Origin of the sequence: Legionella quinlivanii (genome assembly GCF_900461555.1) — a bacterium.
GTDB classification, from domain to species: Bacteria; Pseudomonadota; Gammaproteobacteria; order Legionellales; family Legionellaceae; genus Legionella_C; species Legionella_C quinlivanii.
The window spans coordinates 1,635,914-1,659,347 of sequence record NZ_UGOX01000001.1; the positions used below are offsets into that span (position 1 = coordinate 1,635,914).

A 23,434-nucleotide genomic window follows, 5' to 3' on the forward strand; every position below is an offset into this window, starting at 1 on the left:
ACTGGAACAAGTGGAGAATTTCATGAAAGTCTCTGTTAATCCTGCTGTAATCATTTCCGATGGCGTAGCCTGGAAATCATTAAAGAATTTAATGGAGCGATTCCATTTTGATACTGATGAGGCCCGTATTTTAATGGGTGATATGGCCGCATCAACTTATTATAAAGGGATAAACAAGTTGGAAGGACGCTTGTCCAAAGATGAAAAAGAGCGAATTTCATTACTCTTGGGAATTTATAAAGATTTGCGAATCTTGTTTATTGATAGCGAACAGGCGACGTCCTGGATCGAGCGGGCAAATAGCTTACCGCCATTTAATGGCAAGACCCCAAGGGAATTTATGCTGGACGGCAGCTTGATGCGTCTTGCAGACGTAAGGCGCTTTCTTGATTATTGGCGAGGATATTAATGGATTATGAGTATATTGATTATAAGGCTAAAACGCATCGACTAATACCTTCAAGATACCCGCCCGTTAGTTTATTTGACTGGGCAGAAAGTGCAGAAGAGCTGGAAGAGATTGCTCTTCTTGAAGGATTGACCAATGATCGTCTGGCTAATGAGTACGGACGAATCTCCTTGCTGCCTAAAGAGGATTGGGTATATGGTCCAGGCTCTACACCGTTAATGGCTGCTTTTACCCATTTCGGCGTCTCCCGGTTTAGCGATGGCTCTTCTTATGGAGTTTATTATGCAGCTGATTCGGTCGAAACGGCTATTGCTGAAACAAAATTTCACCGTGAAATCTTCCTCAAAGCCTCCAATGAAAAAGCCTGTATTATCCAAATGCGTGAATATCAGGCAAAGGTAACCAAGGCACTGGTCAGCATTTGCAACGATCGTTACGCGTCCATTTGTAGCCCCGCCCTGGAGTCTTATTCTAAAAGCCAGGAGTTTGGGCGACGCATTAAACTGAGGAATGAATGGGGTATTTTGTATCCAAGTGCCAGAAGAGCTGGAGGACAATGTGTGGCTATTTTTCGACCACCTGCTCTTGGCATTCCCGTACAGGCTGGCCACTACGATTATATCTGGAATGGCCGCTGCATTTCTGAAATCAGAAAATCTGTCCTGTGTATGGAATCTGCATAACATGGTCCTCTCAGATTTTAAAGCGCATCAATAATGCGCTTTAAAATTGATAGATTATGCAAAAACAACTTCTTTATCGCCTCGCTGCTCTATCTTTTGCACCAGCTCTTTAGAATATTCAATTCCTTTATTTTCGACCTTTCTGTGAATCAGAGTGGCTAATATTAACACCAGGCTGAATGCAAATACCGCCGAAAACAATATACTTTGAGTAAACAGCATGCAGATAAAATATAAACTGTAACCAATAAATCCATGGGTTAGATAGAGAGGATAAGAGAAATTAGCGATGCCATTTAAGGTTTTGCTATAAGGTAAACGGGAATTGCTGGCATATAAAATCAGGAAGAAGGGTAAAACATAGAGATGGTTTATGAATATTTTGCTGCCGCTAGCCTCAAATTGAAGGCCTGTGTGAAGAGAAATATAATTTAAAATTAATAATACAGCCGCAGTCAAAAGTCCGGTAGTATAAGTCCATTGTTTGCTTAAGGTGTAATATATCGTCGTTCCGATAAACATAAAACTTAAATAAGCCGAATTGATTGATACGATCTGCTGAACTCGAAGCACCCAGACTCGAGTCAATGGAAATGAGCAGCTAAGTTTATAGATCGCCACCAAAGCCGCTGCCAGAAGAATAAAACTCAAGGGATTTTTTTCTTTTTTATAATAAAAAAATAAAAAAAAGATTAAATAAAAGTGCATTTCAATTTCCAGGGTCCAGGTGGAGTACTCAATGAACTGGACATTTATAAAGTCTCTTATTAACAGAAAATTGCTGATAATAACTTTATATTTTAAAAAATGAAAAGGTGCCGAACCAAGGCAGTAGCCCGCTAATAACATTGCCCCAGCAGCCAGAATCATACAGACAATAGCAGTGGGATAAATGCGAAATAATCTCCTAATCAGATAGGAAAAGGGATTGGTTTTTTTTAGGGAAAGCGGGATGACGTAGCCGCTTAGAATAAAGAACAGACCTAGACCAAAATGAACGCTGGAAAAAGAGTTTAGTCCTACAGCTGCTGTAAATATCCCCAGATATTCAGTAATTGTAGCTGTGGGAAAATTGGGCTGGCTATTTGGAAACAGGAATCGAACTAAATAATTGGTATTTGTAAGAAGTCCGTACCAATGGGAGTAAACCACTAACAAACAAGCGACTACTCGTGCCATCTGTAGAAACCATATCTTGTTTTTATTAATTTCCATTCTGTTTATACCAATAAAATCAGTGATAATAACAGTAATCAGGTGATTTTAATAGAATAGTTGGAGTCCATAAAGATCACTGGATTCTGTCGATAAACCCTGAGAGATGGCCACAAAATTTGAACATAACAGATTGATTATAATCATAATGTTTAAACCCCTATGTACCACGTTTTATGCGGGGTATCCAGGCAATGCGTCTGATTGGCAAAAGCATTTTAAAACTCACTACCATTGTTATGGATACCCCGCATAAAGCGGGGTACGTAGGCTCTTAGGGGTACGTAGGCTCTTTCTTATGCGCGAGACGTGAGATTTGTTTTAATATGTTACTTTTTTCTTAAGTTTTGCTTAATATAACAAGCGTATAATTGATCAATGACTATCATTAAAATTTGAACGACAGAGCCTGTATGCCCTATCCATTAAGTGCAAAGAAACTGCTTAAACAATATAAAGATAAAAGAATCAGAGCGTTTTATTTAGACAGCGAGAGCAGCAGACTGACTCTTCCTCAAGATTCTTCCATACCATCTGTCGCGGCAGCGAAACGTAAAGATATTTTCCAAAAGGAAATTTATACTCGACCTGAAAGCAATGGCCAAGTGATTTTTGTAAAACAAAACGGCCATGAGCATTCCGTATTATGGAAAAGCTCTGCCGAAAAAATTAAACAGGCAACACGCTGGGGTATTATCAAAACTCACTCTCTGACCAGTAAAATCATTGGCTCTCTGGGCCAGTATCGCATTGTGGCCCATGAGCAAGCGGCCAAGGGCATGGTAAGCAACTCAGCGGGTATGAAGCTAGCCTTCCTGGATCTATACCAGGATAGATTTGAAGCGATGCAGGATCTTGAGTCGCTTGTTAATCGAGATAATTCAGCTAAAAAAATCCAAAAATATTTCGAGCGTTATATTCAAAAACTGCAGCAGATCAGCAATGAGCTGGATGGCTATTTTTCCGATGTGGACTGTCCTGGATTCGATGAAAGGACTTTGAGGCAATTGAAAGATGACCTTCAGGGGGATATACAAAGAGCTCTGGATTTTTCTCAAAAAATTCAAAAAAATTCTGATAATCTTCGCCGTTTTAATCGTGCACGTGGTCATGAGTCGATTCTGGAATTTATCAAGCAGCAGATACATCAGAATTTATATGAATTGCAAGGAATCAATCAGGATCTTAGCTTTAGTAATAAACGCTTTTTTGCATTGACCCGCGGTAATTTAAACGATTTTATCGAGGATGCACGAAAAGAACTGGATGATCATTTACCTGATCTGCGAAACCCCGTCAATCCTTCTCATCATGGCGATTTCGCGCTCGACAAAGAGCAAGCGGTAACTTATGACTTTAATCTTGAGGAGTTAACACCTGCTCGCGAACGACAGGTATTACTCGCAATAAGTTTTATTGAAGGTTGGGATAAATTGGAGCTTAAAAAAGGACAGGCTCCAAAAATCAGCAATTCAAGTGATGTCGAAGAACTCGATACTATTACCGCTACCCGCTGGAAAGCCCATCGCGGTATCGTTCCCCAATTAAAAAGTCTCGGCTATTTTCTTTTAAATTTCATTAAAAGTTTTGTGTTACCCACCAGAAACTGGGAAGAAGAAAGCTGGAAAAATAAAAATTTTCATTTGGTAGCAGCAGAGCTTCGTGCTCATGCAAAACCCAATCAGCCTCTTTGGGTAAATCCCTGGAATTTTATAAAGCAAGTGGGTTATGCGATAGGGGATATTTTTAGCGGAATTAAGGATTTCGGAAGCAGTCTGGTATTCCGTTTACCCGCTGCCATGCTTGAAGATTGGAAAGCAACCTCGGAAATACCTGAATTGAGCGATACCCTGGCATCTGCTCAGGAAGAATGTGAAACCATTAAAAAAATAGAAGAAGTACGATTAAACCAGCTTTTGGAACGCTGCAAAGTAAATACTGAAATTAAGTATAATGCAGATAGTCTGTTTGCCGAGGCGGATTATCCGCTAACTTCCGGTGAGCAGAATGATATTCTTACAGCGGTTGCCAGAGGACTTAATGGATTCAGCAGTTTTTTCACACACGGTTTTGCAAAAGATCCAGTTTCCGGTGTAATTTTCACATGCGCCTATGGGGTTGGGGCTGCAGTGATTTATTTGCCAGGTGTAAGTACTGCTATTTTTGGTGCGAATTATGTTAACTGGTTCAGTCATTTTTCCTATTCATTAGGCGCTTCCAAGCTCGCTGCTACAATCGGCGGTGGATGTACCCAGGCTCAGGTCCTTGCGGCAGGCTGGAATGCATTGATGGACGGCTATAATAGCCAGGCCGCAAATGCTGTTTACCAGTTTGGTGAAGATCCATTAACGATTGCAGCGTATTGTGCCGCGGCTTATGGTATTGGTTATGTATTGGCGAATGGTATAGCCGGACATCCCATACCCTGGATTAGTAAAAGGGTGCTGGAAGATCTGGGCAATAATCCACATGCCGGCTATCCCTTTGTCGGTGCCAAAATCGCTGTTTTATTTTATGAAGCATTAATCGCAGAGTATGGCGAGCGAGTAAGATCAAAACAACTTGAACTCAAACCTGAGGACATCAAAGGCTTTGTTGAACAATATTATGCAACGAATAAAGCCACTATTGATCGATTCTTATTAGCTTACTGGTTATCATCCAACGCAGATGATATTCCCAAAATGGGCTCAAAACATCTTTTTGCTTTATCAAGACAAATTGATAAACACTTTTCCAAGGAAGATAGCCGTGCTCTGAAGAAAATCTTATATCCGGAAACAGCCCATCCATCCATTGCTTTTCAATTGTTCTCAATTCCCTTAAGTTATATTCCGGCGGTTAGTCGTTTTGGCTGGTCTATCATTTTGAGCCTGGCAGCCTGGGCTGTTGAGAAACCTCATCCCTGGGAGCCTATAAAAAGAGCCGGTGGAGATTTGTTCGAGAAAACCAAAAAAGACCTCACTCGATTGGTCACGTTCTCGAGCTCGATGGTTTTTCTGTTTTATAGCGGATTTAGTTCTATTATTAAGTCATTTGTATACACTGCCGAGATGGGTATTGCCCGTATTGCCGGACTCTTTGGTGCCAAACCAGGTCATGCAACCCATCGCTTTTTTGCTTCGACCCATAAGTCTATGCGCTACGCAGGAGAGGCCCTCTATCCAGTAAGGGCGGTTAAGGATGTAAGCACTGCTGATCCGCGGGCTGTTATTGAGAAAACTGAAGCCTCTTATGGCAAACTCCTAAAGCATATCAAAAGGAAGCAGACCGGTTCACTGGGGGAGCAACCTTCTATGGAGTCGTTTAATCCCAAACAAGACGAAGGAAGATATAGCTTTGATCTAAGAAGAAGGCACACTTCTGCGCAAGAAGAATCAGCATCTCCAGTTCAAAAAACCGATCTTATGAGTTAAAGTAGCAAGGATAAATATTTTTTAGGGATAATTATGACGACTTTAAAAACTGCTGTTCTTCTTACTGCCTTGATTTCTGTTAACGCCTGGGCTGACAATACACCTGCTGATATACAATCCTTGAATACGCAAATTCAAGGGCAGTTGAAGCAAATGCAGGATCAAAACAATACACAGATCACTACTTTAAACAATCAGATGCAGGCTCAGCTAAAAGAAATGCAGAATAAACTGGAAGATGAAATTCAAAAAATGAACACCCAATCTCAGGATCAGCTGCAGCAAGTGCAGACCGGGTTACAGCAACAAATTGCCCAGCTGCAAAAAGAAATAGATCAGCTCAAAAAATCATAATTGGCTTCTGACAACTCCCGTCTTGGCATCAGTACCAAATTATTGTAGGTTGGCCCTTGGCCGGCCAAGGGCCTAAGGCGCTGCCTTAAGACTTTACTTACGTCCCTCGTAAGAGCCTACGTACCCCGCTTTATGCGGGGTATCCATAAATGGTAGTGGGTTTTAAAATGCTTTTGCCAATAAGACGCATTACTTGGATACCCCGCATAAAGCGGGGTACGTAGGCCTAATAGGATGGTTAAATTTTGTGGCCATCTCTCAGGGACAAGCCGAGGGACGTAGGGAGTAGTGGTTCAGCCCTAAAGTAAGTGCCATTTAGGCCAAGGACCCAACCTAATGAATTCGCAGACAGTTTAAACCCAGCAGAGAAATCATTGAGGCTTTTCAAACAGGCTTAAGATATGTTTACCCATGCTTTTAGCAAGTTCTTCTTCACTCAAATAATACTCGGCGTCAATTTCTTTGGCGAGCATGTTTTTGTCGTCTTCATTTTCAACTCGAATAGCTAGCTCGATCTTTGAATTCAATTTCGTGGCGATATCAGCCATTTGCCGAATATTAAAAAGATCAGAAGTGGCTACAACCAACATGGCAGCCCGTGCCACATGAGCCTGAATTAGTGTCGAGGGATCTGAGGCATTTCCATATACCGCAGGTATATTCTGGCTTCTGATATCTTCGATTAACTCGCGGTTTTGCTCCACCACCACATAGGGAATATGTCGAGCTGTCAAAATTTCACCGATACGTTTTCCAACGCGGCCATATCCTATCAATACCAGATGCTCAGAAAGGTATTTTTCATGTGTGGTAAGCGGTAACTCGGTTAAAGGGTCTGTGGCGCGCTGAAAAAAGCGCATTAAAAAGGGCGAAGAGGTAAGCCATCGTTGGAGATATTCAATCGATTTAAATAAGAGGGGGTTTAGCGCTATGGATATTAGAGCTCCTGCGAGTATTAATGCCTGACCTTCAGCCGGGAGCAGCTTTAACTGCACGCCCTGACCTGCGAGGATGAATGAAAACTCCCCAATTTGCGCCAGGCTGACTGATACAGTGAGTGCAGTGTTCAGTGGATAGCGAAATGAAAGCACGAGGATAGCCGCGGCTATCGATTTTCCCAGCATAATAATCAATACAACAATAAGTACTCTTAAAGGTTGTTCTATAAAAATAGCGGGATTAAACAACATGCCCACAGAAACAAAAAATAAAACGGCAAAAGCATCTCTGAAGGGCAAGGACTCTTCCGCCGCACGGCGGCTAAATCGTGATTCTCTGAGAATCATTCCTGCAAAGAATGCTCCGAGTGCAAATGAGATATCAAATAACCTGGCAGCCAAAAATGCAATGCTTACTGCCACCGCAATGATGCAGAGGGTAAATAGTTCTCGAGAGCCTGTTTTGGTAATCTGCCACAATAATCTGGGTAATCCCCATCTGCCAATAAGCAGCATGATTGCTACGAAGGATGAAATTTTTAAAATGGTTACTCCGAGGGTGAGCCAAAGATTTTTGTCAGAAGATGCCAATTCGGATGTACCCGACCAAAGAGCGATAAAGGGCAGAAACACAAGAGCGAGCACCATTGCGATATCTTCAACTATCAGCCAGCCAACGGCAATCTGACCATTAATTGTGCCAAGTAGACTTTGAGCTTCCAGGGCTTTGATTAGTACTACGGTGCTTGCAACAGATAAGGCTAAGCCAAATACAATTGAATGACTAAAGTTCCATCCCCAAAAATAGGAAACAGTCGCACCAAGACAGCTGGCGACCAGAATTTGCAACAACGCGCCAGGCAATGCAATTTTTCGAGTTTCGAGTAGTTCATCCACTGAAAAATGAAGTCCAACGCCAAACATTAACAGCATCACCCCAATTTCAGCAAACTCAGCGGCTATATGAGGATTGGCGACAATACCCGGTGTGAAGGGGCCAATGATAATTCCTGCAAACAAATAACCCACCAGAGTAGGAAGGCGAAGCCTGATTGCAATAAAGCCCATAATCAGTGCTAATCCCAAGGCCGTTGCCAGGGTTGTGATTAAAGGCAAATTATGAGCCATATTTTCTACTCACTATTATGATGTCTATCTTCCTCAATGCCAGCATCATCCTTTTTTCTGCTTGCCTTTGCGGCTAATGTAGTTCGCTGAAGCCTGAGCACTAGGCAAGATAGTAATTTCTGCGATATCAACATGGGGAGGCCTGGTCAGGCAAAATAAGACGGCTTCCGCCACGTCTTCAGCAAGAAGCGGGTCGAAATCGCGATAAAACTCTCTGGCTTTTTGCTCATCATTCCAGCGAACAATACTAAACTCGGTTTCTACCGCGCCGGGGGCAATTTCTGAAACTCGAACTGATGTACCCAGTAAATCCAGACGCATGGATTTAGTAATGGCACGAACTGCATGCTTGCTGGCACAATAGACATTGCCATTGGGATAACATTCCTGTCCCGCTATTGAACCAATATTCACGATATGTCCCGATTTTCTTTCAATCATGTCAGGAATCAGGAGGCGGCTGACATAGAGGAGGCCTTTTATATTGGTATCAATCATTCGCTCCCAGTTTTCAATCTCACCCGTCTGGATGGAATCGCTGCCCAGAGCTAATCCCGCATTATTGATTAGAATGTCAATGTTATTCCATTCACTGGGTAGATTCGACAACTGAGATTCTACGTCCAGTTTGCGGGTTATATCCACAGCGATAATTAATGATTCTGTGTTGAACTCATTTTTCAAAGACTCAGCCAGTTCAGCCAGACGTTCTTTTCTGCGGGAAACAAGGATCAATCGTGCGCCTTGTCTGGCTAGAGAATGCGCGCATGCTTTACCAATGCCACTTGAAGCGCCGGTGATTAGAGCAGTTTTATTTTTCATCGTACCTCTTGCCTTTGTTATTGTTATTTGGAAACGGCAATACAATTTCTTCCATTCAATTTGGCTTCATAAAGCGCTTTGTCAGCCCTCGTGAATAAAGATTCATAATCATCATCAATCGCCGGGACTGTATTGGCCACGCCAATCGAAACAGTTAATCGATTTGAAATCGGTGAATACTCATTTTTTATATTCAGACTATCAATTGCTTCTTTAAGACGCATGGCGAATTGCTCACTATCATTAAGCGAGGTATTGTATAAAATTACAACCATCTCATCCCCGCCATAGCGAGCGGCCAGATCCGTTTGACGTTTTACCACTTCAGTCAGGGCTTTTGCAATTTCTTTCAGGCATTCATCACCATAAAGATGACCATAGTTATCATTACACTCTTTAAAATAGTCAATATCAATAATCATTAAAGTCAGGGGAAGCGAAGCGCGCTTTGCCCGAATCCAGTCCGCTATTAAACGCTCCTGAAAATACCGTCGATTGGCCAGTTGAGTCAGCTCATCAGTAATCGAAACGATACTAAGTTTCTGATTAAATTGTTCCAGCTGACTATTGAGTTCGCTCTCATGCGCTAAAAGGATAATGTTTTTGCGAAGCATTTTCTTATTTGCATTGAAAATAACACCCAGATAACTTAGAAAAATAATCAGAACGATGGCAACCAGACGAGAATCATCATGGGAATCCATCAAAAATCGAAAAATTATTGGCAGAAAGTTTGGTAATACAAAGGCGGCATAGGAAAGCGGTGAGGCGGCCATGGAAATAGTGCTTCCCGTTGCGAGTCCCGCAAAAAAAAGTAATAGAATCATACGCTGGGATATAGACATGTCCCAGTAAAATGACCAGAAAAAAAGTCCCAGCATGGCTCCTAAAAGAAAACCGGTAATGACTAAACTCCAGTAGCAGAACTGCCTATGTTGCGGGCTTTTAATGGCGAGGATTGCGATTATAAGCCGAAGGATTAATATGGCGCAGAGAATGCCAAGCCATAAACCGGTCTGGGTTAGTGGAATGTCTTGGTAGCTTAAATAGAAAGTGATTAGTAGTGCCAGAATTAATGTAAATGCAATGGCTTTGGCGGTGTTATCAAAGAGATGCTCCATTAGTTTTTCTTTTACTTTTTTAGTCATCAAGTCCATGAAAAATGTAACTCCGTTTTATCATAGCGTGAGAAGTATTAATTAAGTATAATCCAAAAAAATGTTAAAAAATAACTAAAAATGTCCGAAGACATTGGAACTGGTGAAGAGAGTAAAGGATTTACAGCAGGTGTTGCCAGCGTAATAACGGCAACTGTTGCCAGTTATGCTGCCTTGAAAAAAGGAAACATAAGTGTTGCTTTTCTTTGTTACAAAAGCGTTGGCGGTTTTGGCCTGAATTTCTATCGCTTACAAGCGAATGGCAATCGACATCGTTTTTTTGCCATCGACTACCACCGCTTCAAAGATCCGAAAACCAACGAAGAGATTATGGCTTTGCATTATCATCGTGGTTCTTCCTTAAAGGAATTAAAACTGCACCGTCCTTATGAAGGAGGATGGTAGCTCCTTCAAGGAGCACGGGGTCCCTCAGCAGATTTGTTTCCTTCAAGCCGGTCAAGCTTCCTGGAAGCCCAATCTGGAAAGACGAGTGGGGTGGGTTGTTGTGATTTGAACATGCCGCAGGCGCTCATCAATGAACTGACCATACGCAAAGGCAGGGAGAGAAGATACAGACAATACAAACCTGCAATAAAGTATTGCTTGATATCTTTTTCTGAAGAAGCGGGTAAAGCGGTTGCTTCCTTATTCGGTTGTTTATCAAAGTCTGTTGAAAAAAGGGCTATAGCGCTGATGAGGGTAAAATAAAACATGTCCTTATATAATTGATTGGGTGATTTGTTCAGTTGTCGTTCAGCTATAATCAAGCCTCCTTTCAGATGATAAATAGGGGATTGAGGATATTCATAGCAGGTTTTTAGCCAGCGCAGATCATCACGGGATAAAAAGTATTGTACATTTTTCTCCCATGCGTGGCTTAGTGAAACAAGATCGTTTCTTGACAAACTTTTCTTATTATACTCTCGCTTGGCGTGATCTATGTAAATTCGCATCAACTTGTCTTTATTGGGCAGTGTGCTTTTTTTAATACAGCTCAACACGCCCTCCAATTCCAAGCTGCAATAGCTTTGAGGCAGAGAACGTTCAAAGAGTTTTTCGATAAGTTCATTGGTGGTTTTGCTGTTTGGAAGCGATTTATGATGTTCAATGAGGAGTTTCATCGTGAGAGTGCCGACGGGATCATCTTGTTGCAAAGCCCGCTTGAGATGCTTATTTAGCTTATCGGATAAAGTGGTTCTGTGTACACGGTCATTCCTATGTATCTCAAATGACGATAAAATCAGACTAAGATTATACATGGCAACGACAACTTCATCATCGTCGCTGAATCGAATCGCTTTAAGGCTCTCAGGGAGCTGGTAGTATGTTTTAACTGGTAATTTCTTTTGTTGTGCCTGGCCCTGAGCAATATTCATTATTTGACTTAGCTGGCTACCATTCATTTGAATTTTTCCTCGAATAAAGCATTATTACTGAATGAGTGTGTATTCTATGAAAAGACAGACTAGTTTTCCATCATTAGTTTTCTTATTAAAAATCTTCTCTAATGTCCTCTCGCCCCTCAGGGGGAGAGAGTTAGAGAGAGGGGGGTATCAATAGCAATTAAAGTCTCGGAGCGATGTAACTATCCTGTTGAGCCGCAGTCGTCTTGTTTTCAATAAACCACTCCCTTGGCCCTGCACTCTGCTCGAGATTTTGCACCACTTCCTCCTCTGACTCTTCCTTCAATGCATACTCGATAAAATTCTGTACGCTTTTGCTGACTAAAGCAGTCCTCAATAAACTAGGGTAGTAAGGCTCATCTTTTGGGATATCCTGAGGAGGGTAGTAATTAACCTGAAACTCGGTATCAGGCAATTTTTCTTTATTTTTCTTACTCAGATTTTCACGAACGTTTGAAATTATATTATCTAAACCAGGGTTATTAAAAGCGTAAGTCTTGCACTTGCTTAAAAAAGTAATCACTGCAATAAGAGTATCCGGATGGGCTTTGGCAATTAATTTACTCTGGAATAACTTAACTGACTCCTCGTCAATGACATTGTTTTTCAGTGCAAAAAATACTTTTGAAATCAAGAGTTCCTTTTGACATTTCAATGTGTTTTTATCCGAAAAATATTGGGCTGTAAGTGACAGACACTCGGTCGAAAACGGATGCTTTGATTGGAATAAGGCAAACATAGCCTTGCATCGTACGCCAGGATCAAAGGCGTTAGAGCGGCAGATATGCGTGACTAGAGAAAGATAGTTATTATTTTCTTCAATTTTACTCAAAGCCAGATGAAGTAAATAATGCTGCTCAAACAAAGATTGTGTATGTTTAATGGTTTGTGGCGGTCTTGACAAAAAATCACTGCTAAAAAATTCCTGAATCTGTGGCATCAGAATGTCCATAAAATGGCAGGTTTCGTAGAAGAACTGCTCATTATATTTGTGGTGGTATTTTTCTTTTTTATCTTTGTTTATTCTCAAATTGACCTGAGGTAGTTGTGTTTCAACAAAATGCTCATTAAATCCAGCTGATGCAAAACTGGCAGCTACATTTTTTTTAGCCTCTTCATTGAGCGTCAGGACAGTTTCACGGTTTCTGGTAAAAGTTCTGTTGCCAAAATTAAATTGCGCAGTCATTTTTGCATGACTGGAACTTAAATTTTCAGAGGGGCTTTTATTACATTGCAAATAAAACAAAGCCTGCAGAATGATTGTAGCATGATAGCGGAGATCAATATCCGGATGTTCTTTCAGATTTTTAGTACAGGATAAAATTTGGTTTCTTCAATCGGCCTTAAGAAACTCAGTTGTGAATTAGCTTCTATGGATAATTGCAGATATAAATGGCATTCCTGAAGGATTTTGATAATACTGTTCGGTGAAAAGGAGTTGTCAGCAAAAGAAAACATTTTATTAAAAATATTTTCAAATTGGGCGGATAGTACAGCGCCTATTTCCGGATGATGGCCATACTTTTGCTTAATTGCATTTATGCCCGCCCATAATTCATTATGAATAAGCAGCTGGGAAGTAATTGCCTTTAATAACACTTCAATAAGCCGCTTTCTAAAAAATAAATCAGTGATATCCATTAACTCAATCAAATCTTGTACACGCGCTGCATCCATTGAGGTGGTCGAATTGAATATGTCGAGCATATCCGATGCTATAAAAGACAAAATACGAAATTCAAGCCTGGAAGAAGGGCGGTTTACACGCTCAACCAGCTCTTTGATAGTTTCCGGTAATTTAAAGCGGTTTTTTCCATCTAACATTTCTCATTCCTTTTGAGGTTATTGTTCATCCTGACTGTCATAAATGATAATGGAAATCCGATTTTTGTACCATCGCGGCATTCCAGCTAGTTCTAATCATTTTTGTTGCTTATGGGTTATTAAAAAACCTGGCAGCATGGGGAGCCAATAAGTAAAGCCCCGAAATAGCAGAGTGGCCGCGAAGGAAACATCAAAAGGCAATCCTATTAAATGCAGCATCCCTACGAGCCCGCCCTCGAAGACACCCAGACCTCCGGGAATCAACGAGATACTAGCAAGGACGGTAGTAAGAACCTGCACTGCAAAGACTGGAAGAAAATTAGTTTCAACATTGAAACCATAGAGAATGACCCATAAGGTTAGAGAATCGAAAATTACAATACCAATAAATAACAAAACTCCAGGGCCGACGATTTGTAATTTTAACAAGACACTCGGCTTAATTGTTCTGATTGAGGAGAATAAGGTTTCAATTGCGGAAAATCGTTTTAGAAATTCTGGCAATTTCGCATCCGCAGCGAGTTTCCATAGGTATACAAACAACCCGGTGACTACAAGCATCAGTAAAGCAAAAAGAATTCCCAGAATCTGGTATGTAAGGTCGGGTGAACGATATATCCATAAAATAATAACAGCTGCCACAAACGTTAAGGTAAAAGCAATTTGGCGGCCAAACACATTGAGCGCAATAGCAAGGCCTATCGCTTTTTTAGATATTTTTCGAGCCTTTAAAAAATTGGTTACAACAACTGCTCCGCTTAAACCACTTGATGGGACCGTCTGATTCACGAATAGCTGGGAAATACTCAGTAATACCAGCGACAAATAGCCGGCACACTCATTAACCCACCAAAGAGCCCACCACCATACCAGAGCCAGAAGCAAATAAGTTCCAAATTGCAGCGCTAATGCTGCTAATAACCAACCAGGGTGCATTTCCTGCACCAGTTTAACCAGTTGTTTAATTTCAGTGAAATAAAAAAATACCAAAGCAAGGAGCACGAAGAATAATAAGAAAAATATCCATTTTCGCATAGTCATCCTGTTTTTAGATTGCTCATTTAATTATATAAACTTTTATGCACCTCCATTAAGTTAAGGGCCCAACCTGCATGCAAATTGGAGAGTTTGCTTAACATAATGACAGTGTATTAATACAAAACTGGATAAATTTTAGAGCTATTCTATTATATAAATAGCTACTTAAAGGGAGTTAGTGATGAACAAAAGATACAGAGATGCGCAAACGGGTCAATATGTGTCTGAGGCTTTTGCCAAGAAACATCCCAAAACTACGGTTAGTGAAAGTACGAGAAGCACTAAATCGAATAAATCATCGAAAAGAAAGTGAATTGACAGCATGCCTGACCAATGGCCAGGCATCTTATTGTTAAAGATTATCAGAATAATCATCCCTGAAGCGTTTGACTGCGTCTTCGGCCTGTTCTTTAGTGTAGCCGTAATGTTTTTGCAGCTTTCCATAAATTTCTTGCTGATTACCTTCAATGACATCAAAGTCATCATCAGTCAATTTACCCCAGGCTTGTTTCATTTTGCCTTTAATCTCTTCCCATTTTCCTTCAAAGATATCGCTATTCATTTGAACCTCCCTGGTATGAATAAAAAATAAGCAAATGTAACAAATTAAGACTAGACGGAAAATAAGCTATTTGCAAATAGGCAGGTGTTGAAACGCAGTTACGATATCAGTTCGTGAAGTACCAGCTCATCGATAGATTCATCTGCTGCCTCGGTAGAAAGAGAGACTTTCATTTCATGTAATTGTCTGAGCATGCGTTGGGTAAAGGCTTGATCATCAAGCAAGTTCTCAATCATTTTGGAAAGCTCATGCACATTGAAATCATATTGTAATAATTCGGGAGCAACCATCTTGTTTGTGAGCAAATTACATAAACCAAAATATTTCACTCTGATCACTTTCATTGCAACAAGATACGATAAGAGATTTCCTTTATAAACAATGCACATAGGCTTTTTCAATAGTGCGGTTTCTAACGAAGCGGTTCCTGAGGCCACGACTACACAATCACTGCAGGCCGCAGTCTCGAGGGATTGGCCATTTAAAAAGCTGATATTCGTAATGCCAGCCGGAACATACTGTTTGACCCGCTCTGAGTTTAAGGTTTTGGCAATAGGTATTACAAAATGTAAATCGCTTCTAATCGTATTAAGCTGTTGAATGGTTTGCACAAAAACAGGCACGTGGTGAGTAATTTCATTGAGCCGGCTTCCAGGAAGCAAAGCGACCAGCTTGCAATTGGCTGGTAAATTTAAGGTTTGGCGCAGAGCTTCGGAATTCTCGAAATGGGGAATTTTCTTTACCAGCGGATGACCTACAAAAGAAACCGGTACACCGGCTTGCTGATAAAGTGTTTTTTCAAAAGGCAAAATAACTGCCATTTTATCAACGCAAGCTTTAATCGTATGAATGCGCTGGGGTTTCCATGCCCAAATCTGGGGGCTGATATAGTAAATGATTTTAAGATTCAGTTGCTGTTTTGCAAAGCGGGCAAGGCGCAGATTAAAACCCGGATAGTCCACCAGAATTAACAAGTCAGGCGGATTTTTTTCCAGATGTGCTTTGATCTCTTTAAATGCCTGTTTGATTACACGGATGTGTTTTAATACTTCAGTGAGGCCAGTTACGGCATAACGGGCCAGATCATTCACCAGAAAAACACCAGCTTCCTGCATATGCCGCCCGCCAATACCACTGAACTGCAGGCCAGGATCTTTATTTAGCAAACGGCGAACTAATTCCGCTGCATGCATATCCCCTGATTCTTCGCCGGCAATGATCACCAGTTTTTTAGATGTGAGCATGACGGCTGGCGAGATTGTTCTGTATCAGGCTTGTAATCGTTGCCGCTGTCGATAAGACATCGCGCCCTTGCTGACCACATACCAGTGGTTTAGTGTCATTGAGGACACAGGAGACGAACGCTTTGATTTCTTCAAGTAAAGCATCGCTTTTTTCAAAAACAGATTCATGGCGGACAATATTCGGAATGCCAGGAAACATCTCGCCATCCCCTTTTTTGAAAACAGCAAATTGCTTGTTGTGATAATCGATGGATAAATAGGAGTCCTGCTGGAATATGCGGGTTTTACGCTCAGTTTTAAAGCTAATTCGGCTTGCTGTGACATTTGCCACACATTGATTGGCGAAGGTAATGCGCGCATTGGCAATATCAATAGAATTGGCTATATCCGCGGAGCGGGAAAGCACGGGCGCTCCCTGAGCATCAATATGAATTATAGGGCTGCTGACTATTGACTGAATAATGTCAATATCATGGATCATTACATCGAGAATCACATTCACATCCGTGCCGCGCAGGTTAAATGGCGCCAAACGCTGTGATTCAATGAACAGTGGCTTATCCAGATACTCATCAAGGGCCATACGGGCAGAATTAAAGCGCTCCAGATGACCTACCTGTATCTTGGCTCGATGATAAGCGGCAAGCTGAATTAATTCATCGGCTTGCTCAACAGTTTCAGTAATCGGTTTTTCGATTAAAACATGAATGCCTTGCTTTAGAAATTCTTTAGCAATTTCATAATGCTGATTGGTTGTCGCAGCAATACTGACCGCTTCAACTTTGCCAAATAACTCACGATAATTATGGCAGGCGCTCACTTCGAGCTCACTGGCTACCGCTTCACAGGTTGCTGGATTGGCATCGCAGACAGCGACTAATTCAGCATTCGGTAACAGTTTATATTTCTGAGCATGAAAGCGACCCAGATACCCAACCCCAACAACAGCACATTTTAAGACTCGCATACAACATATAAAACCTGAAAAATTTGCATGTATGATCGCATTTCCTGGATGATAAATCAATTTTAAAAGGGTATTATCTGCCTCCTGGTCAATAATAAGAATATGATGATTATGAATATCGCCGGTGTAGACGAGGTTGGCCGCGGCCCCTTGGCGGGACCCGTGGTGACGGCGGCTGTCATCCTCAAGCATCCCATTGATGGGATCACTGACTCAAAAAAGCTGACTCCCGCTAAACGAGAGGATTTGGCAAAAAAAATTCAGGACTATGCTATTTGCTTTGCCTATGGGCGCGCAGAGGTTGGTGAAATTGATCGATTTAATATTCATCAGGCAACGCTGTTAGCAATGAAGCGCGCGATTGAAGGATTAAATGTCATCCCTGATAAGGTTTTGATTGATGGTAAACATCGGCCCTTGATTTCCATGCCCTGTGAAACAGTGGTAAAAGGGGATTTACTCATTTACGAAATTGGCGCCGCTTCAATTTTGGCGAAAGTTGCACGCGATAAAGAAATGATTGAACTGGATAGTCTTTATCCTGGCTATGGATTTGCCATCCATAAAGGTTATGCAACCGAAATGCATCGAAACGCCTTGGAAAAATTGGGCCCATGCCCCATTCATCGACGCTCCTATTCACCGGTAGCCGCAGCTGAGGCCTGATAATTGAGTGAGTACCCTGGTAACCAAGCCGGGTTACTCATCGCAAGTTATTAAATAAAATCCGATGGGTGCTAATCGACATTAAAATGCCAAAACTGGCAAGAAAGGTGACCATCGCGGTACCGCCATAACTAACCAAAGGAAGCGGGATTCCAACGACAGGTAATATTCCCATCACCATACCAATATTCACAAAGGCTGATAAAAAGAAAGTCATCGCAAGGCTTGCAGCCAGTAACCGTGTGTAACTGGTTTGAGCCTGTATGGCAATTTGCAAACCGCGAAATGACACCAGGATGAATAAAATGATAAGCGCAAGGCTGCCAAGAAATCCGAATTCTTCACCGCAAACGGCAAAAATAAAATCAGTGGCATGTTCGGGAAGGAAGTTAAGATGTGACTGACTTCCTTCAAGCCAGCCTTTTCCGAATAACCCCCCTGAACCAATAGCAATTTTTGACTGGATAATGTGATAACCCGAACCAAGTGGATCTTGTTCCGGGTTTAATAAAGTCAGGATCCGCTGCTTCTGGTAGTCATGCATCACATGCCAGAGCAGCGGAGCTGCTGAACCAATAAGAATGACGGCAATCATAATTATACGAAGCCGAATTCCTGCGAGAAAAATTGCGCTTAGTCCAGCAGAAACTACCATTATTGCTGTACCCAAGTCGGGCTGCTTGGCAATTAGCAAAGCTGGAAAAAAAATCATGATGGAGGCAATAATAAGGGTTTTCATATTAATGGGAACTGGCTTTCTATCCAGATACCAGGCGGTCATCATGGGGATGGCCAGTTTCATGATTTCCGAAGGTTGAAAGCGAAATACACCCAAATCAAGCCAGCGTTGGGCTCCTTTTCCAATTTTCCCCATCACCATTACTGCAAGTAGCAATGCCAGACCGACACAATAAATCCAGGGGGTCCAGATTTTATATTTATGAGGGGGAATCGCTGCAAAAATCAGCATAATCCCAAAAGCAAAGAACAGACGCATTCCCTGGCGCATGATCATACTCATATCCTGGTTAGATGCGCTGTACAGAATCAGCATTCCAAACATGACAATGGATAAAATGAGTACTAGCAAGGGCCAGTCAACATGCAATGATTTCGAGGTAAAACGGTAAACCGGGCGCATTGGCTGTGTATTCATAAGGGAGCCTTTCCGTTTTGAAGTTGAAAATAGGCATCAAGCACCTTTCTGGCCACTCCAGATGCAGCGGTATCATTCTCAACAATTACTGCGATGGCAATTTCCGGGTTCTCTACCGGGGCAAAGGCAATAAATAGTGAATGATCGCGTAAATATTCCGGGATTTCTCCAAGCCTTTTTTTCTCATTCTGAGGGAGACTGAATACTTGGGCGGTGCCTGTTTTAGCTGCTACAGAATAGGGCGCATTGCGTCCGAATCGATAGCCGGTTCCCTCATTGTTGGTAATGACAGAATGCATGGCATCTGAAATAATGTTCCAGTAATTATCATCTTTTAACTTGATAGGGTATTCTTCAAGCGGTTTATAAGGATGGGTTTCTTCGCGGTCACTTTGGATTGACTTGGCCATTAAATGAGGGCGATAGCGAACACCTTTCTGGCTCATCGCCGCTGTCGCATTGGCTATCTGCAAAGGAGAGGCTAGCATAAAGCCCTGACCTATTGCTGTGATTAATGTGTCCCCAGGATACCAGGGCAATCCCTTGCTTCGTCTTTTCCAGCGGTTATTAGGAACAAGACCAGGTGCTTCTTCATGTAAGTCGACATGAGTCAGTTGCCCATAACCAAACTGAGTAAGCATATCTTCAATGGAGGCGATACCCATTCGATGCCCTAGCTGATAAAAGTAGGTGTCGCAGGAAACGGTAATAGCGCGCTTGATATTAATAATACCATGCCCTGTTTTTTTCCAGTCGCGATAGGAATGGCTGACCCCGGGTAACTTAAACCAGCCTGGATCATAAACACTGTAATTTGTATCCACTACCCCTTTTTCCAAACCAGCCAGTGCGATAAAAGGTTTAATTGTGGAGGCTGGTGGATAGAGACCTCTGACTGCACGGTTATACAAAGGTCTATCCTTGGCAGTTGAAAGCCTTTGGTAGTCTTCAGAACGAATCCCGTTTACAAATAGATTGGGATCATAGCTTGGGGAGCTTACCATAGCCAGAATATCCCCATTATGAGGATTGATAGCTACGACTGCGCCACGCTTATCCTGCAATGCTTCATAAGCCACTCGCTGAAGTCTTGTATCGATAGTGAGGTATAGCTTTTCCCCCGAAATTGGGTTTTGTTTACTGACCACTCGAAGTGTTCGCCCGCTCACATCCGTTTCAACCTGCTGATAACCCACTTGACCATGCAAAAGCGTTTCGTAGTATTTCTCAATACCGGACTTGCCAATAAAATTGGTTGCGCGATAATTAGTTGGATCGACACGCTGCAATTCCTGAACATTGATTCGACCCACATAACCTAACAGATGAGCAGTCATTTCTCCCAATGGGTAATAACGCATTAATCGTGCTTTGATGCTAACGCCATCAAATTGATGCTGATGCGTTGCAAACAAAGCAACTTCTTCCTGAGTCAGTTTTAATTTAATTGGAACAGGCACAAATGAACGATTCTGAGCTCGTGCTTTTTTGAAGCTTTCAATATCATCATCTGAAATTGAAGGAAGCAAGGCTTGCAATTGCCTTAGCGTCACCTGCATATTTTTCACACGTTCTGGAACAATTTCCAGTACATAAACAGGAACATTTTCAGCGAGAACCACGCCGTTTCTATCGAGTATGATGCCGCGCGGAGGAGCTATTGGTATGATACTCATCTGGTTTTTCAGCGAGAGAGTTTCATAGCGTTTAAATTGGGATAGCTGCAGATAAGCCAGGCGGGAAATCAGAATAATGGTAAAACAAATAACCAGAGCAATTAAGAGGTTAAGACGAAAAAGATGCATTCGTGATTCGATACGGTCATTTTTTACTGAGTGATTAAATCGCATCTGTGAACATGTCTAGGCCATTAAGAGCGGCTATATTACCTCAATTACTCATTTGTGATAAGGGTGATTCTGAATTATCGACCATGCACGATAAAGACTCTCGAGTAAAATAATTCTTACCAGAGGATGCGGGAGCGTTAATTGCGACAGTGACCAATGCTCATTAGCACGTGCGAGTACCTCTGTACTTAATCCTTCTGGCCCGCCAATAATAAAGCAGACATGACTGTTTCCAAGCTGTAACTTTTCTACTTTTGCAGCCAGTGTTTCGCTGCTAAATTGCTTACCATCAATTGCCATTGCAATGACGTAGGATGAAGAAGGAATAGCCGAGAGGATTAGTTCGGCTTCTTTTTCCATCACTCTCGATAAATCACTGGGGCTGCTTCGCTTTCCCAAAGGAATTTCTACCAGATTAAGGCTCGTGGCCTCTTTCAGGCGCTTGGTGTATTCCTTTACACCTTCGTTGACCCATGAGGGCATTTTATTACCGCAGGCAATTATTGTAATTTTAAACATATAGAACAATAGTCAGATTTATTTTTCCCACAAGGCTTCGAGATTATAAAATGCGCGGCTATCAGGCTGCATTACGTGGAGAACATAATCGCCGAAGTCTACTAAAGCCCAGTCGCCATGTTCGATACCATTCTCTGAAAGCGCCGGATAACCATCAGCCTTCATTTTTTCCATGACAAAATCTGCAATTGATTTAACATGGCGTGAAGAACGCCCGCTTGCGATAATCATATAATCAGTAATTGTCGTCTGCTCCTTGACATCGAGTACTTTGATATCATTCGCGTGAATATCATCAAGATAAACAAGAAGCTGGTTAAGCTGGGTAGAGTATTCAGACATAGACTATTTCATCTCAATTTTAAAGGGCCTGATTTTAACAGAAGCCGTGAACTACCGCCATTAAGGCAGGAAAATTTTTACAACAGTTCAATTTCAATTCCGCACTAGTCTGATTTCCCAAGCAATAACTTCCTGATTATAAGATTCAAAACGAAACATAGTAACGTGGCAACAAGAAGAATGATTAACAGATGCGTAAACGATTGGGCATAGTGTATTTTCAAAAGTGAAACAGACATAGTCGAGCCGCCCTCTACAGAGGTTAAATTAGCCAGTTTACCTGAGAGGAACCCGCCGATGCCAAGAGAGACGAAGAAAATTCCCATCATGGTGCTTACTTTACGCCTGCTAGCCAACACGGTAATTGCAGACAAACCCACAGGTGAAAGCAATAGCTCCGCTATGGAGATAAGCAGATACGCAGGGATAAATAGCCAGGGGGATAACAGATGACTATGGTTATCGGTCACACAGACAAAGGTAATAAGTCCATAAGCCAGCGTCATGAAAATCATTGCCAGAACAAATTTGTTGCCTGTACTTAAGCCATTTTGGATTGAATTGAGGCGCGGAGCGCGGCGTGATAGAAAATAGCCGAATACCAGCATACCAAAGCTTTGAATGCTGACATAATAGGGCGGTGGAAAGTTAACACCTAACAATGTGGGTTCTACGACGCGTGAAATCAGTAAAGTCAACGACAGAAACATTTGAAAATAAAACGCCCAGAACATTACCGAAATGATGCAGAGAAGCCCAATAACCATTGTTTGTCGGGCCTGGGTACCGCTTTCACGCTGAATGGTGGTCACCAGATAGGCGAGAGAAATGACGACTACTGTTCCGAAAGCCGCATTGGCAATACTTGCGAAATTAAGAATAAGAAAAGAAACTCCCCACAATGCCAGCATAATTGCGGCTGCTTTAAATAGCTTGGCCGCCTGATACTCGAAAGGATGATAGTCCTCAATTTTGTAAAATCTGACACCGAACCCAAAGACAAAAAGCGAAATGATCATCCCAAGCGCGGCACTGAAAAAGGAAACGCCCCAACCGAAGTGCTCATTTAGCTGGCTCGGCAAAGTGGTTCCGAGAATAATTCCAGTAGTAATCCCCATGTAAAATATCGTAAAACCGCTTTCACGCCGGGGTGAGTCTGCAGAATATTCATTACCGAGAAGCGAGGAAATATTGGGCTTTAACAGACCTGTGCCGACTGCTATTCCCGACAAAGCCGCAGTCAGAATGGCAGGGGATGAAAAAAGAGAAAGGAATAAATAACTGGTAAACAGACAGAGTGCACCAACAATAACTGTTCTTTTCTGACCCAATAAATTATCGGCTATCCACCCGCCTACTAATGGGGATAAATAGGTAACTGCGGTAAAAGAGCCTACTAATGAATAGACCTGATCATCAGGCCACCCAAAGTGGAGTGCAAGATAAAGGGCTAAAAGGGATTGAACCACATAAAAGCCATATCTTTCCCACATCTCTGTGGCAAAAAAAACTTTCAATGAAGGAGGATGAGTATAGGGTATTGTGTTCACGATAGGTATCTTAACATATATTGCTGCAAGTGTAGCATGTGGATTAAAAGTTTTCATCAGGATAGTAGTCAAACCTTAATTATACAGCGCGTTCCAATTCCCTACTTCAGTCAATATCGCCTGTTGAATTACTATATTCCAGCACACCATTCTCTGGTGTATGCTATCTTCCTCGGAATGTCTAAGGGAGC

Annotated in this window: 23 protein-coding genes; 7 read left to right on the forward strand and 16 right to left on the reverse strand. The window is 41.9% G+C overall.

Annotated features, from left to right (window positions below; all coding sequences use genetic code 11):
* Positions 1-22 precede the first annotated feature (22 nt).
* Both DYH61_RS07035 and DYH61_RS07040 read left to right on the forward strand, forming a co-directional pair.
* Positions 23-409 carry an antitoxin Xre-like helix-turn-helix domain-containing protein gene (locus DYH61_RS07035; RefSeq protein WP_058506505.1) on the forward strand — a complete coding sequence of 129 codons (387 nt, stop codon included), beginning with the start codon at positions 23-25 and terminating at the stop codon, positions 407-409.
* Entirely contained in the window at positions 409-1,092 is a 684-nt protein-coding gene (locus DYH61_RS07040) for an RES family NAD+ phosphorylase (protein WP_058506504.1), read from the forward strand. The genes DYH61_RS07035 and DYH61_RS07040 overlap by 1 nt, the downstream gene beginning before the upstream one ends.
* A 54-nt stretch (positions 1,093-1,146) precedes the next feature.
* Here DYH61_RS07040 and DYH61_RS07045 read toward each other — a convergent pair whose 3' ends face one another.
* Positions 1,147-2,307, reverse strand: coding sequence for an acyltransferase family protein (locus tag DYH61_RS07045; RefSeq protein ID WP_083499153.1), 1,161 nt, complete (start codon positions 2,305-2,307; stop codon positions 1,147-1,149).
* A gap of 413 nt (positions 2,308-2,720) precedes the next feature.
* Here DYH61_RS07045 and DYH61_RS07050 point away from each other — a divergent pair, with 413 nt between their 5' ends.
* Both DYH61_RS07050 and DYH61_RS07055 read left to right on the forward strand, forming a co-directional pair.
* The gene (locus tag DYH61_RS07050; RefSeq protein WP_058506502.1) at positions 2,721-5,723 is read left to right on the forward strand and encodes a hypothetical protein; all 3,003 of its coding nucleotides are present in this window, start codon (positions 2,721-2,723) and stop codon (positions 5,721-5,723) included.
* A 33-nt stretch (positions 5,724-5,756) separates the two neighbouring features.
* Positions 5,757-6,077 (forward strand): hypothetical protein, encoded by a 321-nt coding sequence (locus DYH61_RS07055; RefSeq protein WP_058506501.1) that lies wholly within the window; start codon positions 5,757-5,759, stop codon positions 6,075-6,077.
* Between the two features lie 371 nt (positions 6,078-6,448).
* Here DYH61_RS07055 and DYH61_RS07060 read toward each other — a convergent pair whose 3' ends face one another.
* Genes DYH61_RS07060 through DYH61_RS07070 form a run of 3 tightly spaced genes read right to left on the reverse strand, consistent with a single transcriptional unit; the run spans position 6,449 to position 10,113 of the window.
* Entirely contained in the window at positions 6,449-8,143 is a 1,695-nt protein-coding gene (locus DYH61_RS07060) for a cation:proton antiporter (RefSeq protein WP_058506500.1), read from the reverse strand.
* Positions 8,144-8,188: 45 nt separating this feature from the next.
* On the reverse strand, positions 8,189-8,965 hold the full coding sequence (locus DYH61_RS07065) for an SDR family NAD(P)-dependent oxidoreductase (RefSeq protein ID WP_058506499.1): 777 nt from the start codon (positions 8,963-8,965) through the stop codon (positions 8,189-8,191).
* A 23-nt stretch (positions 8,966-8,988) separates the two neighbouring features.
* Positions 8,989-10,113 (reverse strand): GGDEF domain-containing protein, encoded by a 1,125-nt coding sequence (locus tag DYH61_RS07070; protein WP_160037269.1) that lies wholly within the window; start codon positions 10,111-10,113, stop codon positions 8,989-8,991.
* Between the two features lie 90 nt (positions 10,114-10,203).
* On the opposite strand from DYH61_RS07070, the gene DYH61_RS07075 reads away from it, so the two are divergent.
* The gene (locus DYH61_RS07075) at positions 10,204-10,527 is read left to right on the forward strand and encodes a hypothetical protein (RefSeq protein WP_058506497.1); all 324 of its coding nucleotides are present in this window, start codon (positions 10,204-10,206) and stop codon (positions 10,525-10,527) included.
* 5 nt (positions 10,528-10,532) lie between these two features.
* On the opposite strand, the gene DYH61_RS07080 is transcribed toward DYH61_RS07075, so the two are convergent.
* The 4 genes from DYH61_RS07080 to DYH61_RS07095 all read right to left on the reverse strand — a co-directional run bounded on the left by DYH61_RS07080 (position 10,533) and on the right by DYH61_RS07095 (position 14,384).
* On the reverse strand, positions 10,533-11,525 hold the full coding sequence (locus DYH61_RS07080) for a hypothetical protein (protein ID WP_058506496.1): 993 nt from the start codon (positions 11,523-11,525) through the stop codon (positions 10,533-10,535).
* Positions 11,526-11,685: 160 nt separating this feature from the next.
* Positions 11,686-12,711, reverse strand: coding sequence for a hypothetical protein (locus DYH61_RS07085; RefSeq protein WP_133129119.1), 1,026 nt, complete (start codon positions 12,709-12,711; stop codon positions 11,686-11,688).
* A 113-nt stretch (positions 12,712-12,824) separates the two neighbouring features.
* Positions 12,825-13,349: a hypothetical protein gene (locus DYH61_RS07090; protein WP_058506494.1), complete on the reverse strand. Its 525-nt coding sequence runs from the start codon at positions 13,347-13,349 to the stop codon at positions 12,825-12,827.
* A gap of 96 nt (positions 13,350-13,445) precedes the next feature.
* Entirely contained in the window at positions 13,446-14,384 is a 939-nt protein-coding gene (locus DYH61_RS07095) for a lysylphosphatidylglycerol synthase transmembrane domain-containing protein (protein ID WP_058506493.1), read from the reverse strand.
* Between the two features lie 184 nt (positions 14,385-14,568).
* Here DYH61_RS07095 and DYH61_RS07100 point away from each other — a divergent pair, with 184 nt between their 5' ends.
* Positions 14,569-14,700 (forward strand): multidrug transporter, encoded by a 132-nt coding sequence (locus tag DYH61_RS07100; RefSeq protein ID WP_083499150.1) that lies wholly within the window; start codon positions 14,569-14,571, stop codon positions 14,698-14,700.
* Between the two features lie 39 nt (positions 14,701-14,739).
* Here the strand turns inward: DYH61_RS07100 and DYH61_RS07105 are convergent, their stop codons facing one another.
* The 3 genes from DYH61_RS07105 to DYH61_RS07115 all read right to left on the reverse strand — a co-directional run bounded on the left by DYH61_RS07105 (position 14,740) and on the right by DYH61_RS07115 (position 17,160).
* Positions 14,740-14,949, reverse strand: a complete 210-nt coding sequence (locus DYH61_RS07105; protein WP_058506492.1) for a CsbD family protein — start codon at positions 14,947-14,949, stop codon at positions 14,740-14,742.
* A 98-nt stretch (positions 14,950-15,047) separates the two neighbouring features.
* Positions 15,048-16,193 carry a lipid-A-disaccharide synthase gene (gene lpxB, locus DYH61_RS07110; RefSeq protein WP_058506491.1) on the reverse strand — a complete coding sequence of 382 codons (1,146 nt, stop codon included), beginning with the start codon at positions 16,191-16,193 and terminating at the stop codon, positions 15,048-15,050.
* Positions 16,180-17,160: a Gfo/Idh/MocA family protein gene (locus DYH61_RS07115; protein WP_058507277.1), complete on the reverse strand. Its 981-nt coding sequence runs from the start codon at positions 17,158-17,160 to the stop codon at positions 16,180-16,182. The genes lpxB and DYH61_RS07115 overlap by 14 nt, the downstream gene beginning before the upstream one ends.
* 111 nt (positions 17,161-17,271) lie before the next feature.
* Here DYH61_RS07115 and rnhB point away from each other — a divergent pair, with 111 nt between their 5' ends.
* The gene (rnhB, locus tag DYH61_RS07120) at positions 17,272-17,826 is read left to right on the forward strand and encodes a ribonuclease HII (protein ID WP_058507276.1); all 555 of its coding nucleotides are present in this window, start codon (positions 17,272-17,274) and stop codon (positions 17,824-17,826) included.
* A gap of 37 nt (positions 17,827-17,863) precedes the next feature.
* Here rnhB and rodA read toward each other — a convergent pair whose 3' ends face one another.
* From rodA to DYH61_RS07145, 5 genes are all read right to left on the reverse strand, one after another.
* Positions 17,864-18,982, reverse strand: a complete 1,119-nt coding sequence (rodA, locus tag DYH61_RS07125; RefSeq protein WP_058506490.1) for a rod shape-determining protein RodA — start codon at positions 18,980-18,982, stop codon at positions 17,864-17,866.
* On the reverse strand, positions 18,979-20,832 hold the full coding sequence (gene mrdA, locus DYH61_RS07130) for a penicillin-binding protein 2 (RefSeq protein ID WP_058506489.1): 1,854 nt from the start codon (positions 20,830-20,832) through the stop codon (positions 18,979-18,981). The genes rodA and mrdA overlap by 4 nt, the downstream gene beginning before the upstream one ends.
* A gap of 48 nt (positions 20,833-20,880) precedes the next feature.
* Positions 20,881-21,351: a 23S rRNA (pseudouridine(1915)-N(3))-methyltransferase RlmH gene (gene rlmH, locus DYH61_RS07135; protein WP_058506488.1), complete on the reverse strand. Its 471-nt coding sequence runs from the start codon at positions 21,349-21,351 to the stop codon at positions 20,881-20,883.
* Between the two features lie 18 nt (positions 21,352-21,369).
* On the reverse strand, positions 21,370-21,693 hold the full coding sequence (gene rsfS, locus DYH61_RS07140) for a ribosome silencing factor (RefSeq protein ID WP_058506487.1): 324 nt from the start codon (positions 21,691-21,693) through the stop codon (positions 21,370-21,372).
* 104 nt (positions 21,694-21,797) lie between these two features.
* Positions 21,798-23,243 carry a peptide MFS transporter gene (locus tag DYH61_RS07145; protein ID WP_256595701.1) on the reverse strand — a complete coding sequence of 482 codons (1,446 nt, stop codon included), beginning with the start codon at positions 23,241-23,243 and terminating at the stop codon, positions 21,798-21,800.
* Positions 23,244-23,434 lie beyond the last annotated feature (191 nt).